The organism is Pedobacter sp. KACC 23697, from assembly GCF_045348445.1.
GTDB lineage: Bacteria > Bacteroidota > Bacteroidia > Sphingobacteriales > Sphingobacteriaceae > Pedobacter.
The window spans coordinates 2,732,494-2,748,498 of the sequence record NZ_CP157485.1 but is presented as its reverse complement, the minus strand read 5'-3'; the positions used below and the strand labels follow the sequence as shown (position 1 = coordinate 2,748,498).

The 16,005-nt window shown below is 39.6% G+C and carries 11 protein-coding genes, 1 tRNA gene and 1 pseudogene; 2 read left to right on the top strand and 11 right to left on the bottom strand.

The features are described from left to right. Positions 1-24: 24 nt before the first annotated feature. The 5 genes and pseudogenes from ABEG20_RS11015 to ABEG20_RS10995 form a co-directional block, all read right to left on the bottom strand. Positions 25-1,149 carry an FAD-binding domain-containing protein gene (locus tag ABEG20_RS11015; protein WP_406823396.1) on the bottom strand — a complete coding sequence of 375 codons (1,125 nt, stop codon included), beginning with the start codon at positions 1,147-1,149 and terminating at the stop codon, positions 25-27. 10 nt (positions 1,150-1,159) lie between these two features. Then, positions 1,160-1,444 (bottom strand): annotated as a pseudogene (locus ABEG20_RS11010) (TIGR03643 family protein). A 42-nt stretch (positions 1,445-1,486) separates the two neighbouring features. Continuing rightward, the gene (locus ABEG20_RS11005) at positions 1,487-2,323 is read right to left on the bottom strand and encodes a phytoene/squalene synthase family protein (protein WP_406823395.1); all 837 of its coding nucleotides are present in this window, start codon (positions 2,321-2,323) and stop codon (positions 1,487-1,489) included. 10 nt (positions 2,324-2,333) lie between these two features. Beyond that, on the bottom strand, positions 2,334-2,948 hold the full coding sequence (locus ABEG20_RS11000; protein ID WP_406823394.1) for a MarR family winged helix-turn-helix transcriptional regulator: 615 nt from the start codon (positions 2,946-2,948) through the stop codon (positions 2,334-2,336). Positions 2,949-3,004: 56 nt separating this feature from the next. After that, a complete protein-coding gene (locus tag ABEG20_RS10995) occupies positions 3,005-3,724 on the bottom strand; it encodes an SDR family NAD(P)-dependent oxidoreductase (RefSeq protein ID WP_406823393.1) in 720 nt (239 codons plus the stop codon). 381 nt (positions 3,725-4,105) lie between these two features. Here ABEG20_RS10995 and ABEG20_RS10990 point away from each other — a divergent pair, with 381 nt between their 5' ends. After that, a complete protein-coding gene (locus ABEG20_RS10990; RefSeq protein ID WP_406823392.1) occupies positions 4,106-6,478 on the top strand; it encodes a glycosyl hydrolase family 95 catalytic domain-containing protein in 2,373 nt (790 codons plus the stop codon). Positions 6,479-6,834: 356 nt separating this feature from the next. Here the strand turns inward: ABEG20_RS10990 and ABEG20_RS10985 are convergent, their stop codons facing one another. From ABEG20_RS10985 to ABEG20_RS10965, 5 genes are read right to left on the bottom strand one after another with little or no spacing between them, the layout of a single operon-like run. After that, complete coding sequence (locus ABEG20_RS10985; protein ID WP_406823391.1) at positions 6,835-8,406, bottom strand: hypothetical protein; 1,572 nt, start codon at positions 8,404-8,406, stop codon at positions 6,835-6,837. Further along, entirely contained in the window at positions 8,403-10,268 is a 1,866-nt protein-coding gene (locus ABEG20_RS10980) for a glycosyltransferase family 2 protein (RefSeq protein WP_406823390.1), read from the bottom strand. The genes ABEG20_RS10985 and ABEG20_RS10980 overlap by 4 nt, the downstream gene beginning before the upstream one ends. 1 nt (position 10,269) lies before the next feature. Then, positions 10,270-11,100, bottom strand: coding sequence for a hypothetical protein (locus tag ABEG20_RS10975; RefSeq protein WP_406823389.1), 831 nt, complete (start codon positions 11,098-11,100; stop codon positions 10,270-10,272). A 9-nt stretch (positions 11,101-11,109) separates the two neighbouring features. Beyond that, positions 11,110-13,107, bottom strand: a complete 1,998-nt coding sequence (locus ABEG20_RS10970) for a cellulose biosynthesis cyclic di-GMP-binding regulatory protein BcsB (protein ID WP_406823388.1) — start codon at positions 13,105-13,107, stop codon at positions 11,110-11,112. 22 nt (positions 13,108-13,129) lie between these two features. Then, positions 13,130-14,491 (bottom strand): sensor histidine kinase, encoded by a 1,362-nt coding sequence (locus ABEG20_RS10965; protein ID WP_406823387.1) that lies wholly within the window; start codon positions 14,489-14,491, stop codon positions 13,130-13,132. A 40-nt stretch (positions 14,492-14,531) separates the two neighbouring features. On the opposite strand from ABEG20_RS10965, the gene ABEG20_RS10960 reads away from it, so the two are divergent. Beyond that, positions 14,532-15,614 (top strand): glycoside hydrolase family 5 protein, encoded by a 1,083-nt coding sequence (locus ABEG20_RS10960; protein WP_406823386.1) that lies wholly within the window; start codon positions 14,532-14,534, stop codon positions 15,612-15,614. 109 nt (positions 15,615-15,723) lie between these two features. On the opposite strand, the gene ABEG20_RS10955 is transcribed toward ABEG20_RS10960, so the two are convergent. Next, positions 15,724-15,795 (bottom strand) — tRNA-Arg (locus tag ABEG20_RS10955). Between the last annotated feature and the right edge of the window lie 210 nt (positions 15,796-16,005).

Below are 16,005 nucleotides of genomic sequence, written 5' to 3'. Positions count from 1 at the left end.
GTTTTTAATTTGCTAATCAACCGATCATTGATTCATTGCTTTTTCCAGGTAGGGCCTGCACATTTTCCAGTACTTGAAAAACGATGGAAAAGCACCGGTAACCTCAGGGAACATCCATTCATAATCATCTTTAATCCCCGTGTAGTAAGTGTATGCAGGATGATCTTTGGATATGAAAATGTTATCTGATGGGAAATCACTGTCTTTATATAAAGATTTGAGTTCAGACAGTTCACCGGTAAAAATCTGAATCCCCGGAATATTGTTCGCAAGAGAAATGATAAAGTCGATCACATTTTTATGAACCGGGTATTTTAAAAAGTGACCTGGCTCCAGTAGTAGTATCCGGTTGGCATTATCATTTTTTCGCCAGAGCGGATCAAGGTTATAGCTGTTGTAAATCAGGGTCGGTTTTGATACGTCTATTGATGGTATTGCGGTTTCCGGCAAAACAGTTTTTAATTGCAGGCAAGTCCGGTGTTTCAATACAGCTGGAATGGAAATTAGCGGGAGAACTTCATAACTATTATCTAAAAAAGTCCCTTGCTGATTGCCCAAAGTGTATTTGTTAATATTCTCCTGATTGCAGTAATATTTTTTAGAAGCAAATGCACCGGATACCCACTGCCAGCTGGCATTATTACTTGCAAGATCTCCATCCAGTAAATGGTAATATAACCAGGTTGCGGGTTGTTTCCAATGGGTTTTACCGATGTTGCATACCATGGATGCCACATACATTCTGATGTGGTTATGCATGTAACCGGTTTGGTATAGTGTATTTATCCCTTTATCGATTGCGGTTATTCCTGTTTTGGCTTCAAATACTGATGTGATCATTTGGTAGTCCGTTACATTTTCCTGAGGTTTACCCATATCTTGCCAGATCAGATCCTTCTTCTCCTGCCAGATGCGCTGATAATATTCGCGCCAGGCTAGCTCCTGTAAGAATTTTTCGGAGGTGTTCAGTCCGAAGCCCCGATTGATGATTTGCTGCTGGATCTGCTTTAGGCTGATTACCCCGCGGGATATATACGGAGATAGATAACTAACAGCACCATTTATAAAATTCCTGGTTTTGGCATATTGCACAACATCCAGATTTTTCATTTTACTTAAAATTATATTGTAATCTGTAGTAAATTCCATTTCAGCCAAATTACCTTTTGGTTATTTTATTATTTGAAATTGCCCTTTGTCGGTCGCATTTAAAGCGTGAAATTGCATTAGCCTTTAATGCAGCATGTTTGGTAGATTTATTATTCACGCGTTTTCTCTACATTTTAAAGCTGCGCTTTTTCATTTCTTTCCTCATTAACACGATTACTTCCTGGTGTTTCAGTCCAAATTGTACAAAGATCGCATCAAAGGTAGTCCGGTCTTCCCATGCCATTTCTATGATCCTGTCTATTTCAACTGCCGAAAGTGTATTGATGTTAGTCATTTTTAATTCATTAGCGGTTTTGTATCGGCTCTTACTTACTCGTTATATTTTGTTGTATCTGCTTTTAAGTGCTGAACCAAACATCAGCATAAATTTATGGCTGTTGGAAATCCTGACCCGCTCATTCATAATCTGTGTTGCTGTTTTCTTCTTTATCTTCTCGAAAAGTGCTCTGTAGTAAACGTATGCCAGGTATACACCACCTCTCGATGATTTTGGCAATGCTTTTATGCCATATAGCGCAGCATCGAATTCAGCTGAAATCTGATTTTCTATCACCAGTTTTTCAGCTATTGAAAATTCAGACAGGTTTATATCCGGAAAATAATTTCTGCTCAACGAATAAAAATCTGCTTTTACATCCCTCAAAAAATTTACTTTCTGGAAAGCTGAACCCAATTTCATGGCAGGTTCCTTTAAACGCTCGTAACTGTCCGGATCGCCATCTACAAAAACCTGCAGGCACATTAAGCCTACCACCTGTGCCGAACCCAGAATATAACGGTCATACTTTTCAGGAGTATATTTTTGCTGATGAAGATCCATCTCCATACTTTCCAGAAAGAGTTCGATGAGTTCTTGTTTTATCTTGTATTTGTTTACAACCTGTTGAAAGGCATTAAGGATTGGGTTTAAACTGATCTTGTCGTGGATAGCCTCTTCACAATCCCGTTTAAATTTATACAGTAGGGTGGCTTTATCATAGTCATGGAAACTATCTACAATTTCATCTGCAAGCCTAACAAAACCATATATCGCGTAAATGGCATCCCGATGGCGTTTGTTTAGGAAACGGATGCCCAGTGAAAAGCTTGTGCTGTAACTTTTGGTAACTACCTTACTGCACTGCGCAGATACGCTGTCATAGATTATCTTCATTTATTAATAATTAAATCTTTTCGAAATTTTGTTCGTAATGGAAATCTTCAAGCTTCTTAAGAATAGCAATCAACCTTATTTTTTCATCGTTATTTAGTGGGCCGGTAACTTTGGCCGATGCCAGGCGAATGCTATCCATACATTTATTAAGCTCATCATTTCCCTTCTCGGTAATGGCTATGATTACGCTTCTTTTATCTACACCCGAAGGTTTTTGTTCGATAAAACCTTTATCCAGTAACCTTTTAATAATCAATGTTCCTGCTGGCTTATCGTGCACATTTTCTTTGATCAGGTCTGTTTTGCTCATTGCACCGTGCGAAACCAGATTGATGAGATAAATGAATTCATCAGGAGTGGAAAATGAACTTTCTGATATTGCCGCCTTTGCATGCATCTTTGCATACCTGTAAAGATGAACAAGGGCAGTATTGATTACACTATCTGCAGATCGTCCGTTTATTTTACCGCTCCATTCAGGTTCTACTTTAACTAATGCAGCATTAACCGCCGGTTGTTCACTAAGCCATTTTTGAAAAGAGTATAAATCATCCTTTGGTTTTGTAGCTGTATTTTCGTAAGTTTTAACTAAGGATAATAGTTCATTTATGAGATTATACATCATGTCTTTTATGATTAGAACAGTTATTAACACGGTTTTATTCGGCGCCGGTTTTACAGTTAAAATGTTGTTTTTAAATTGCTCATGCCCCCATCAATGGGAATAACCTGACCAGTTATCCAACTGCTTTCAGTTGATAATAAAAATCTGATGGCTGTGCTGATGTCTTGAGGTGAACCATATCTTCCTATGGGATGCCTTTTTGCAGAGGCTTCTATCTTTTCAGGAGTATTGAGCAGTTTTGATGCCAATGGCGTATCGGTTAAAGATGGTGCAACAACATTTACCCTAATCTGGCTTCCGCTCAGCTCCGCCGCCAAAGAAATGGCTAATCCCTCTATTGCTGCTTTGGATGCCGCAATGCTGGCATGATAAGCCATCCCGGTTCTGGCGGCTACAGAACTGACAAGCACGATGGACGCCGCTGTAGCGTTTTTTAGTGGTTTAAGCGCTTGTTGTATTGATAAAGCTGCCCCTACCACATTAAGTTTAAAATCTGCTATCAGTTCGTTTTCAGAAATTCTGGAAAAGGGTTTGAGGTTAATATTACCAACACAGTAAACAAATCCATGTAGTTCAGCAGGTAGTGCATCAGATAAGATTCCGGTTTCCAGTGTAACATCCAGCTCAATATAGCGGACAGACCCGGGCCAGCGCTCTGAACGGCTTCTGGATGCAGCAAACACATTTGCGCCTTCACTACTAAGCAGGTGAACCAACTCAAGGCCTATACCAGAACTTGCACCAATAATGAGTATATTTTTATTTTGGAATTGCATGAGATGATTATTTGTATATCATTGTAGTTTATTAATACGTAAAAATGTTATATTATGTTTATAAATAAACTAATTATTTTTAACAATAAGCGTCATTAACTAATTTTCATTACTATCCGGCTGTGGGATGGCCAGTAGCAGCTAACCTCAAAAAGCCTTTTTTGGTAGAAAAGATGTGGCAATATATCGGGCATAATACCAATACCTAAGTCAAATTCTTCGTATTTGTCAGAATTTTAATTTAATATTGAAGACCATACAGTCGTTAAAGATCATTTCTTAAAATTTAATATATAATATTAATCTATGATTCGTTTTTTATTTTTCCTGTTTATTTGTTCCGGTTTATTTTTTCGGTGTTTTGGACAAAAAAATGATTTATTGTGGTACAATACTCCTGCAAAAAAATGGACTGAAGCTTTGCCCGTTGGGAATGGCCTGTTGGGCGCCATGATTTTAGGCGATCCTTCTAATGAATTACTCCAGCTTAATGAAGCCACTTTATGGAGTGGTGGTCCGGTTAAAGCAAATGTAAATCCCAGGGCGCCAGAATACCTGATGCGTACCCGCGGGTTGCTTTTGAAAAATGAGAATTACCAGGAGGCAAATACGGAGGTAAGTAAAATGCAGGGGGTTTATTCTCAATCTTATTTACCCCTGGCCGACCTTAAGTTAAAACAGGATATTGGAACAGGGCAATTTGAGCAATACGTAAGAGATTTATCCATTGATGAAAGTATGGCATCCGTTCATTTCAATGCAAACGGAGTGGCTTACAAACGCGAAATCATAGCCACTGCTCCGGGTAAGGCCATTGTTATCCGCTTAAGTGCAGATAAACCTGGCATGATCAGTTTTTTTGCCAGTGTAAGTAGTCAGCTTAAAGGAGCTGTAACTGCAGATGGGAACAGTGGTATTATTTTTAAGGGAAAAGCCCCTTCACAGGTTGATCCCAATTATATAGATTACAATCCGAAGCCAATAAATTATGAGGATGGAGATTGCCGCGGTATGCGGGTAGCCCTGCAGGTTCGAGCCGTTTTAAAAGGTGGAAGCGTAAGGTCTGATACTTCGGGTGTGAAGGTTACAAATGCCGACGAAGTATTATTGTTTATTTGTGCTGCTACGAGTTTTAACGGTTTTGATAAATGTCCGGTAAGCGAGGGGAAAGATGAGGTTAAAATTACTAACGATAATCTTTTAGCTGTAATTAAACGACCGTGGAAAGCACTCTTTACGGAGCATCTGGCCGATTACTCACGCTATTTCAATCGGGTTAAATTTACGCTGGGCTCAACCGGTGATGCTGCAAATGCGAAACTTCCCACAAATGAGCGCCTGATTGAATTTAGCAAAGGCATAAAAGACCCGGCATTCGAGACACTTTTGTACCAATACGGAAGGTACCTGCTCATCAGTTCTTCACGTCCTGGCGGACCTCCTGCAAATCTTCAGGGAATCTGGAACGCCTCTATGCGACCACCATGGAGCTCAAATTACACTATCAACATTAACACCCAAATGAATTATTGGCCTGCTGCCATCAGTAATCTGGAAGAGATGGAATACCCATTGTTTAAGTTTATCAACGATTTAGCCATAACAGGAAAAGAAACAGCAAGAGATTTTTATCATATGAAAGGTTGGGTGGCACACCATAACAGCGATATCTGGGCCTTAAGTAATCCGGTAGGGGATTTAGGCAAGGGCGACCCTAAATGGGCAAACTGGTACATGGCCGCTCCCTGGCTAAGCCGGCATTTGTATGAGCATTATCGGTTTACCCAGGATAAAGACTTTTTGAAAAAGGCTTATCCGGTGATGAAGGGGGCAGCTGAATTTTTAGTTGATTATCTGGTAGAAGATAAAAACGGATACCTGGTTACCGCTCCCTCATTCTCGCCAGAAAACGAATATTATGACGATAAAGGGAAACCCGCAAATACCTCTATCGCGACAACAATGGATATGTCGATCGTTCGTGACCATTTCCGCAATTGTATAGAAGCTTCCGAATCATTAAAAATTGATGGAGCATTCAGAAAAATACTTCAAGCCAAATTAGCAAAACTATATCCGCTTCATATCGGTAAGGCGGGCAACTTACAGGAGTGGTACAAGGATTGGACAGATGTAGAACCACATCACCGCCACGTTAGTCATCTTTTTGGTTTACATCCGGGACGGGAAATATCTCCATTAATCAATTCTGATATTGCGGCTGCAAGTAAAAAAACGCTTGAATTACGTGGAGATGAGGGAACTGGCTGGAGCCTTGCCTGGAAAATTAACTTTTGGGCCCGTTTACTTGATGGCGATCATGCCTATAAATTGGTTCGCGATTTAATGCGCGATTTAAGTGTTTCAAAAGGCGGTGGTTTGTATCCAAATCTTTTTGATGCCCATCCTCCATTTCAAATTGATGGAAATTTTGGTGCAACTTCCGGTATAACCGAAATGCTCTTACAAAGTCAACTCGGTGAGTTGCACCTATTGCCAGCACTTCCAAAAGCATGGGCCAACGGAAAAATATCAGGGCTAAAAGCGCGGGGTGTTTTTACAGTGGATATGGAATGGAATGCAGGTAAATTAAAATCGGCATTGATCAGATCTGGAAACGGGGGCAATTGTGTAATTAGAACAAGCCATCAGATTCGTGTAGATGGGGTTAAACAAAAGGTCACTAAATCAGGCAATGGATATCTCACTACGTTTTTAACCACTAAAGGGAAGATTTATAAAATAAGCGGATAGGCATAAACATTTAAATATGAAATGTAGCAATTCATTATTTGGCCATTGCTCACATTTCATTTTAAACTGGTTGGCATTTATTATCCGGATAGGAGATTCTGTGATACTTTTCCGGTCATTTACTATTCTTAAAAAAAGGAAATTCTATTTTGGAACAGTTACATTTTTATACATTGCCTCGACCTGAGTTCAAGGCGATTTACATGTACACTGCCCGTCATCCGTTTTACAACATTGTTCAATACTTTAAATAAGAGACAAAAAAGATAGTGTATATGATGCTCCGACACAAAAGCTTGATTTTCCCGATAAACAATATTGTGGTGCTCCAGGGTAGTATTGAACATACTGAATTGTTATTTTTGCTCGTTTTGGATACGCCATAATATCCAGTTTTTATTGAAGCAGACCGGATCTAGTGAAATTCCCTTTAAAACCAAGTTTTGTATCATAGTGGCATTTAATAATCCAAATGAATCATACGGGCTGTCTTTTTTGGTGGCCAGTATGTACGATACATGTTTTGCCGGCCGGGCAAGTGCGGCCAAAAAACTATTTTCTCCCGGAGTCAGAAATATTTCGGCAGATCCCGTCAATGCGATGATCCGGTAGGCATTGGCATCATCCGCAAGTATAGCATCGTCAGATTTGATACTTTTGATGTAGTTCGATATTTTTTCGGTATCATCTCTTTCAATTGGTTTTTGGGTGATGATGGATACAAATGCATGCTGGAATTTTTTTTCTTCGGGTATATGTCCGGAATTAACCGTATACCATGCGGTAACTAACTGTAGAATGATAATCGAAAAATAAAAAAAATTACTGAATCTGAGTTTTCGGATGCTTTTTGCGTTCGCTATCACAGCCCAGGAAAGACATATGAAGGCCGCGTAAAAATGACTTAGAATAAAAACATTAGGATATTTTATCTTTAAAAATTCCATGAAAAAGAAAAGGGAAAAAACCACAAAGATATTACGGCTGATGCTCTTGAAAATGCCCAGGCAGAACACGATCAAGGGGGCAAATAGCAATATCCTTACTGTTGTTAAAAAATGTACCTCAGGAAATATGCGCCCCAGTTTGTTATCGGTTAAATTACGGAGATTATCTGTCTGGTCTGTAATGGCGGTATAATTTGCATAAGGGCTGTTTAAGTAATAATCTGCATCTCCGGTATACGCCTGGTTCAATATCCTGAAAATCAACATCGCGGTTATCGGAAGGGCGAAGATGACGAGGTATATGGCCAAGGTTTTATTCACCAGTTTACGCCTTATCGATTCGGTATTGAATGCAATTGCAATCTTATCCATGAGATCGTTTTTTGCAACTGTCATAGATTGAAGCGCTACAAAAAAAATGATGGGAAGGATAAACAGCACCAGCCAGAAAAATTTAAACGAACAGAAAATAAGCAGTGTGAAATAGATGCTGGCTACTGAAATATGGTAAGATGTATTGGTGCGGAAATACCTGAAAATGCTCATCACAAAAAGAAAAAAGAAGATGAGTACCATGTACGAACTTTTTCCTGATACAGCGAAATAAATAAATGCCGGATGCAGTATAAAAGTGATGAGTATGCCCAAAAACAACCAGTTTCGGTACTGGTTTGCTCTGATTGAAAATGTAATAATGAAGAATAGTACAGAAGTGCCTAATGATGAGGCAAAAACCGGAGAAAACTTCAAATCCAGAAATGAGAAAAGCCAGGAAATTAGAAAAGGCAACTGTGGGAAAGTAAGTCCGGCGAGTTTGATCTGATCCACATCGCCCTCGCGCAGCAATGCAGATTTTTCTGTAAAAAATAGGGCCTCATTGCTGTGTATCCCCCCATAAAAAAGTGTGTAAGCGATATATAGATAATATCCGAACAATAAAAAAGATACCAGGATTAAAGGTTTATTCGATTGTGCGCTCATCTGGTATCCGTTTTGATGTCTCTGTTCGTTTGTAATTTACTTAAGCCATGGTCCGTTTTCTCCCAGTAGAAAGGTTTGGTAATCAGTTGCCAAAGGCCTTTATAAGCAGCAATGGAGTGCATTAACCAGTAAAAAGGGTTAAGGATAGAGAATAAAATGAGTTCATAATATCTTCTTTTGAAAACAGCGATCATATTAACATAGATAATGAGGATGTTGCCTATTGCGAGGTTGAATATCGAAATGTAAAGAACCCAATCAGGAAATACGGTACGGATATCGTCAAGATCAAATATCAGGTAGCAAATGAAAATCAGTAGCAGAAGCGGGTAGATAAGAAACGTAACAGGTGTTGCGCCTATAAAAAAGTTAAAGCCCAAAAAACCCTTCCAGCCTATTTTTTCTATCAGTTTTGAAGGATTACGCATGTGTACCAGATAGGTTTGCATATAACCTTTTATCCACCTGGAGCGTTGCCTGATCCAGTTGAAAGGTTCGTTGTTGGCTTCCTCATAAGTGGTAGAGTTTACCAGTGCAACCTTATAGCCTTTTGCAAAAGCCCTTATGCCGAGGTCGGCATCTTCGGTAACGTTAAAAGGGTCCCAGCCCCCCAGTTCCATTAGTTTTTCGAGCTTAAAATGGTTACTGGTACCGCCTAATGGAACGGGAATATCAAGGGTGCTTAGGCCCGGCAGCATATAATCGAACCAGTACGAATATTCGAGGGTAAACATTCGTGTAAGAAAGTTTTCATTCCTGTTAAAATAATTAAGCGCACATTGTATACAGATGTAGTTTTTGGGAAGCTTGCTGAACAGGATCACCACTTTTCTCAGTTGGTCATGGTCTGGTACATCTTCGGCATCATATATTGTAAGGTATTCGCCGCGCGAAAAATAGAGACCATAATTACAGGCTTTCGGCTTTGTTTTGGGCATGTGGAAAGGAACAACAATCACTTCAAAAATGGCCGGAAAATCAAGATCTCTTACAGCATTTAATGTTTTGTCATCATCTTCTTCTATCAGGAGTTTAATATCAAGTTTTTCTCTCGGGTAATCCAGCGATTGTAAGTTCCAGATCAGTTTTTTGATTAGCTTATCTTCTCTGTAAACCGGTAATTGGATGGTAAAAACAGGCAGTTCTTCTCTGTTTATCCCTAGAAGCTCTTTTTTACTTACGGCCTGAAAAAGTTCGAGCTTTGATCCGGTAAGGGCAAGAAACAGCTTAAAAGTAACAGCTACTAAAAAGAAGCTGCTCATTAACATATTGATGATGATGGTGGTGTTCGTAAAACTGAGAAAGAGTGCAACCGTAACCAGTGCAATAACTGAAAAGATGATAATGAGCTGGGATTTGGTAAAAGTAACCAGTGCCGAGCTTTCCGGATCCCTGTTGAGTAATTCGAAGACTGCTTTTTTAACATAGTTTTCACCCAGTAGTTTATGTCCGAGCCATATGATATCGAGATCGGAGGTAAGCAGTACTTTTACAGGGCAACCGTATTTTTCCTCAATCAACAGAAAATCTGCTGTTGCAGTAGGATCGGCAACAGCAACAAGCACATAACCATCTTCTATTCGCAACGGCAGGATCAGGTCGCGATCAACCGATTTAAGATCCATCCGCATCATAACCTCAGGATCGGTCTCTTCCAACCGAACGTCTTTAAAATCGTAGCCCTCTTCCGATAAGCATTTTTGGTAATCTTTCCGGCTGATGTACCCAAAATTAAGCAGGATTTTTATCAGCGATAGTCCGCTGGTTTCTCCAAACGAAGAAATCCGCACCACATCATCATGCGTTATATAACCGTGATCAGAGAGTATTCCCATAATATAACGCTGTTGTTTCTGGCCCATGTTAAAAGCGTATAATCCCCGTAACTGTAACACCTTGGCCAATGCCCGAGTTCCTGTTAAATATATCGTGAAAAAGGCCTGCGAATATCCAGTTATCACCAGTAATGCGTTGTCCTATGCTGATATTGGCTTTTACAAACGTATATTCGGTATTTGAAGCTGGATTTTCCGGATTAAATTGGTTCGATCTTAACGAACTGATCCCGTTTAGTTCTCCAACGAGCTGATTATTTTTGCCCAAATGCCATCCAGACGTTGCGATGTAACTTACTTGCCCCACGTTACCAAACGTATTACCGAAATATTGCCTGTAACCCGCTTCTACATTAAAATAGGCTGCCGGGGTACTCCCGCTAAAAAGTAATTTAAGTTCAGAACCGAATTGGCCATAACCTGTGCTGAGGTTACCATTTTTGCCATACAACGGAACCGCTGCCAATGCCTGCGCCGAGAGAAAGTACTTTTTCTGATTAAATTCCAAAAGGTTATATTTAAGTCCTATTTCTACGTCAGAAAGTGCCGTATTGTTATTTCGCTGTACATTATCTTTAAACTGTGCAGCAGTTAAAGGAAGTTTTGCAACCAGATCGAGGTGATCGGTAATGCCATACTCCAGATAAAGCTGCATGGTAAAAGAACTGTATTTTCCGCCATTTGCATAACTGTACTTCTGCCCTTTAATATCGCGGTATTGGTTGGCCACGAAATAACTGAGGTAGGGGGCAAGTAGCGCTTTGCCTTTCCGCATAGGGAAACCACTAGCTATAGCATACTGCACCATGAAAAATGGGATAATTGTTGCAAAAATAAATTTTATAGCTTTGGTTTTCATGTTTATAAGTTATTGATTTACAATTTTTTGTGATTTTTTTACCTTTGAACGTACATATAGGTAGGCCAGAAAAATCAGGAATAGCGCGCCCGCAAGCAAAAGCAATTTGTATTTGAGCCACAGCGTTATCCATTGTCCGTTACCATCACCTTCGTAAACAATATTGTTGCTGTTCCTTTCTAAATTGAATATGAGGTGGTTGTTTTTGCTGTTGATCATTGTGTTTCCCGAAAGCTGGTTCAGCTGTTCATTTAAATCCAGAATGCTATTTGACAAAAGTGCTGTGGCAGCATCATCTGGCAGGGCGGTAACCGAAAGTACCAAGGGGTAATTCTGATCACTGAATATCTGCGAAATTGCCGCAGCTTCTGGTGATGAAAGTTTATATATCGCTTCTCCGGGCTGCTCGCCATAAATGGTAAAATCAGTTTTATATTGTAATGGCATCTCCTTAAAACTGCGGAGCAACTGATCCTGCCTATCGCTTATTAACACAATGTTGCGCCCTTTATACTTAGCCGCATTGTTGCTGAAATCTACAACCGGACGGTATACAATCTCATTGCTTGGATGATCGTTTAACTGGTAAATTAATTCACAAATTGCTTTTACAGCATGAGAAAGCATATTTTTTGCAACCAATATGGTCGTTCCCTGTTGGAAAACATCAGGATAACTGTAAAAACTGGCTTGCTTTTCTTCCAGCTCATCCGATACTTCTATATAAGATTTTGAGGCATCAACCTGTCCGATAAAATGTTTAAAATTACCCTTGCATATCCCATCGACCGGGTAAAATATAAATTCTGTTCTGAGTACATTAAATTTTTTGATCTGGTAGCGGTTAACTGTTGTACTTATTTGTAATGCACCAGATTCATTTAATTGTCTGCTTGTGAGTAATATATCATTTAAATAAACATTAAAATAACCCCTGTCATTTTGCCCGATACCAGAAAACTTAATCTCAAACTGGCAGTTGAGTGCTGCCGGAAGTGAGCGGAATGCCGATGTTTTAAATCGGTAATCATGGGTTAGGCTTCCTGCTCCCATCATCAGATTGTTATTATCTTCCAGGAGTGAAAGATTCAGCCTGCTTTTTTTCTCCAATTCCTTATAACCTGCCCTGTCAACTTTTAATACATCCTGAAAGCTACTGCCCAAAATTCCCGGGGTTAGCAATGCGTCAGCAGCTTTACTCATACCGGCAACGTCAGCTGCGGTTACAAACAGGATCTGCCTGAGCGATCCAATCTCGGTGGTATCAGTTTCTTTATGCAGATAGAGCATACCCTGACCTTTTTTAGGATCAAGGGTAAATTTGTTTCCAAATTTAGCCTTAAGCTTATGCGCTAATCCAACAGCGATAAAATTATCTAGACTTTGTGGCATCTGCGAAATCGGGTAAAGGTCTACATGTTCAGTACCGCTCCTTAACAGTTTGGCATAGGTTAAAGCAACCGTTTGCAGTTCAGCAGCCGAAATATCATTGGGATAAACAATCGCTTTTTTACTGAAAAGGGCATTGGAAAGATTTACGCTAGACGGACCATACTGCTTATTTTTTGCCCAGTACACGGTAGAGCTTGGCAGAATGTTTAGCCATAAACCAGCCTGGTTGTCATCCTGACAAACATCATCTCCGATCATTAGCTGTGATTTAAGGGTAATTTTTAGAAAGTCAGCAGTGCCCTTGCTGCTTTTGCGTATAGGGACCACGAGCCTGTTGGTGCTGTCCGTCTGAAAATTGCTGCTTAGTGCAGGCATATCATTAACCAGGATATGAATAAATGATTTTGAAGTATTCAGTATCCTTGAAGCCTGGAAATCGATTATCAATGTGCTTTTATCCAACTGTTGGCTGGGCAGTATGCGGATGTAATAGGTATACTGTCCTTCAGTTCCCCTGATCAGCTGGGGCTGATAACCGTAAGATTCGAACGACTTTTGTGCGAAACCTGATATGAAGCAAATAAACAGTGCAAAAAAGATCAGTAGTTTTTTCATCTGGATAAAAATTTGAATGGTATTATTGGTTAAAAGCAAGTACGTAACAGCTATGGTTTTGGAATTTATGGTAAATGAGTTCACCTCCCATTTTTTCAGCAAGCAGTTTGGCAATATAAAAACCAGGCCCAAGACCTTCATGAAGGCTCTGTGCCGTGGGTACGGCAGATTCCCATTCATTTGCCAACAGATCTGCTGCTATGCCAGGCGCAATACAGTTGATAATAAGATGGAGCCTGTTATTACTTTCTTTCATATGGCAATTTATGTTTTCGTTATTGTTGCAGAACTTAAAACAGTTTGCAAAGAGGTTAAAAAGAATCTGGTCGGTATAAAGCTGATCCAGTTGAACCGCTGCCCATTTTTTCTGGGGATTTACATTAAAGTTGATATCTGGATACCCAAAACCTTTACTTAAGCAATCGGCTACTGCCTGGACACTGGCAAGAAGATCTACTTTTTTTAGCGATAACACAATATCACTCGATAGGGCCGAATGATCATTAGGGAAAAGTTCAGCCAGTTGTTTTAACCTGAGAATATTTTCGTTTATCATAGTGATATGATGCCGTTGTTGGTTGTCGCGATCAGATCCCAAATCGCTCATCGCATTGGCCGATGAATTGATCGAACTGACAAAACTCAGGATATCTTCACGAACAAAGGCCATAAAGCTGTCTTGTTGCATGACCAGACCGGTTAATCTTGAATTTGATATTTCAACCTGCTGGTTTTTCTCTACCAGTTCGTCATGTAGCAGATTGAGCTGGGCTGTTGTATTTTTTAAACGCAGGTTGTTTAAAGTGTTTTTTCTGATGATACCATACCTGGCCATCGGTATAAAACAAGAGAAAAAAAAGATGATGATAAAAAGTCCGGCGCCCTGGGTGATATAGGTTTCTACACTAACCGTATTCAGGAGGTGATATCCTACAGCGATAAATATGAGTGTGGTAAAAAAATGACCGAATGAGTTTACAGGATTCCAAAAAACAACAAGGTTAAAAAGCATCGCTAAACTCGCAAAAACCATGAAAAATACTGGCGCAATATCGAAAGGTACAATATTGCATATGATGGAGGCATTAAGTGATATGAGCAAAATTGTAGTATGCAATGCAAAATCTGAAGATTTTCCAAGCCTCATCGAAATGTCGTAAACGGCATATATTAGCAATACTATGATTACTTTAGTGAGGAAAAGCGCCTGATAAATCGGGTAGGCGTACACATAATCCAATATGCCGAGTAGCGGATAAAGGAATAAAACAGTCCAAATAATAATATTGGCATAGTATGTCGATTTTTTTGTTAATTGCTTTTCATATGCCACTTCACTGACATAAACAGCACTAGAAGTACCTGTTTTGGTTGTTATATTCATGATGTCAGGGATGAATTTTAAACATAATAAAAAAAATGAATTGAAACAAAAAAAATACATACTCTTGCTTCTGATCGTTTTTGCGCATTTAGGTTATGCACAGCAACGTGGTTTGTCTCATTTGCGCGCTGACCAATTGGGGCATGGCATTAATGTATCGTGGCTTGAACAGTATTGGAACCCCAAGGCATTGGACCAAGATAAATTAACCAATGCCGACTTCCGTTTAATTGCTGCTTTAGGTCTTAAAACAATCCGCCTGCCGGTTGCTTTTCAGCAGTTTTATATTCAGGGCAGCGATATACAGAAAGCTAAGCTGCTTGCTGATATAGATGCGGTGATTAAAAAAACCATTCAATACCGCATCAGGTTGGTGCTGGTAAACCATTATGGCAACCTCAGGGCAGATCACCTGCAGTACGATACCCAACAACTATTAGGGCTTTGGACATTTCTCGAAAAACGTTACCGAAAAATCAGTAGCGCCAGCCTTTATTTTGAGCTGTTAAACGAACCGGTAGTAAATGATCAGCAATGGCTTCCGGTTGCGAAGCAACTGATAACACGCATAAGAAAGATGTCGCCTGGCAGGACAATTATTGTGGGTGCCTCAAACTACAATAGCATGTATGAGTTAAGCAGGATTACCCCGTTACCATTTAAAAATATCATATATACTTTTCATTTTTACGAACCATTTATATTTACCCACCAAGGTGCCGATTGGATCGGGAAACAGGTATCTACCACAGGCATCCCTTTTCCTTACACCGATCATCAGATGCCCCCTTTGGCCTCGTCTGCGAAAGGTACAGCCGGAGAAGCAAATTATAAAAATTATCAAAATGAGGGAAAGGCCGGAGCGATACACGATAAATTGATGATCATTAAGCAATGGTCTAATACCTATCACGTACCCATACTCTGCGGTGAGTATGGCGTATACCGGAAATTTGCATCCGAACAGAGCATATGCAATTATTTAACTGTTGTTAAAAATGAACTCAACCGGCTGTCTGTTCCATGGATAATCTGGGAATATGATGAAAATTTCTCTATTTTTCAAGGTAAGCCAGAAATGAAAAGATTGAGCCCCTGTATGGTAGATTTATTTAGAAAGTAAACTTTTCAGCAAAGGTCGAACATAATTTATTGCTATTGCAAGGATTTTTGCTTTAGAATTGATAGAGATAAAAAAAAAGGAAACAACATTGGTTTGTTGTTTCCTAATGTGCTCCCGACGAGATTCGAACTCATATCGATGGTACCGGAAACCATAATTCTATCCATTGAACTACGGGAGCAAGGCTGCAAATATAGGATTTGAAAACTTATTTTTTTTGCATTTTTAATAAAAAAATATAGTTAAATTCAGCTGTATCTATAGCTATGGATGTTTAAATAACAAACTGCTTTCATTTCTGATCATTCCCTTAGGTAAACATCAAGCCCTGCACAGGTTGAGCTTAACTTGAAAAATTCGATTAATTATCACAATAACGAACCGCCCGACC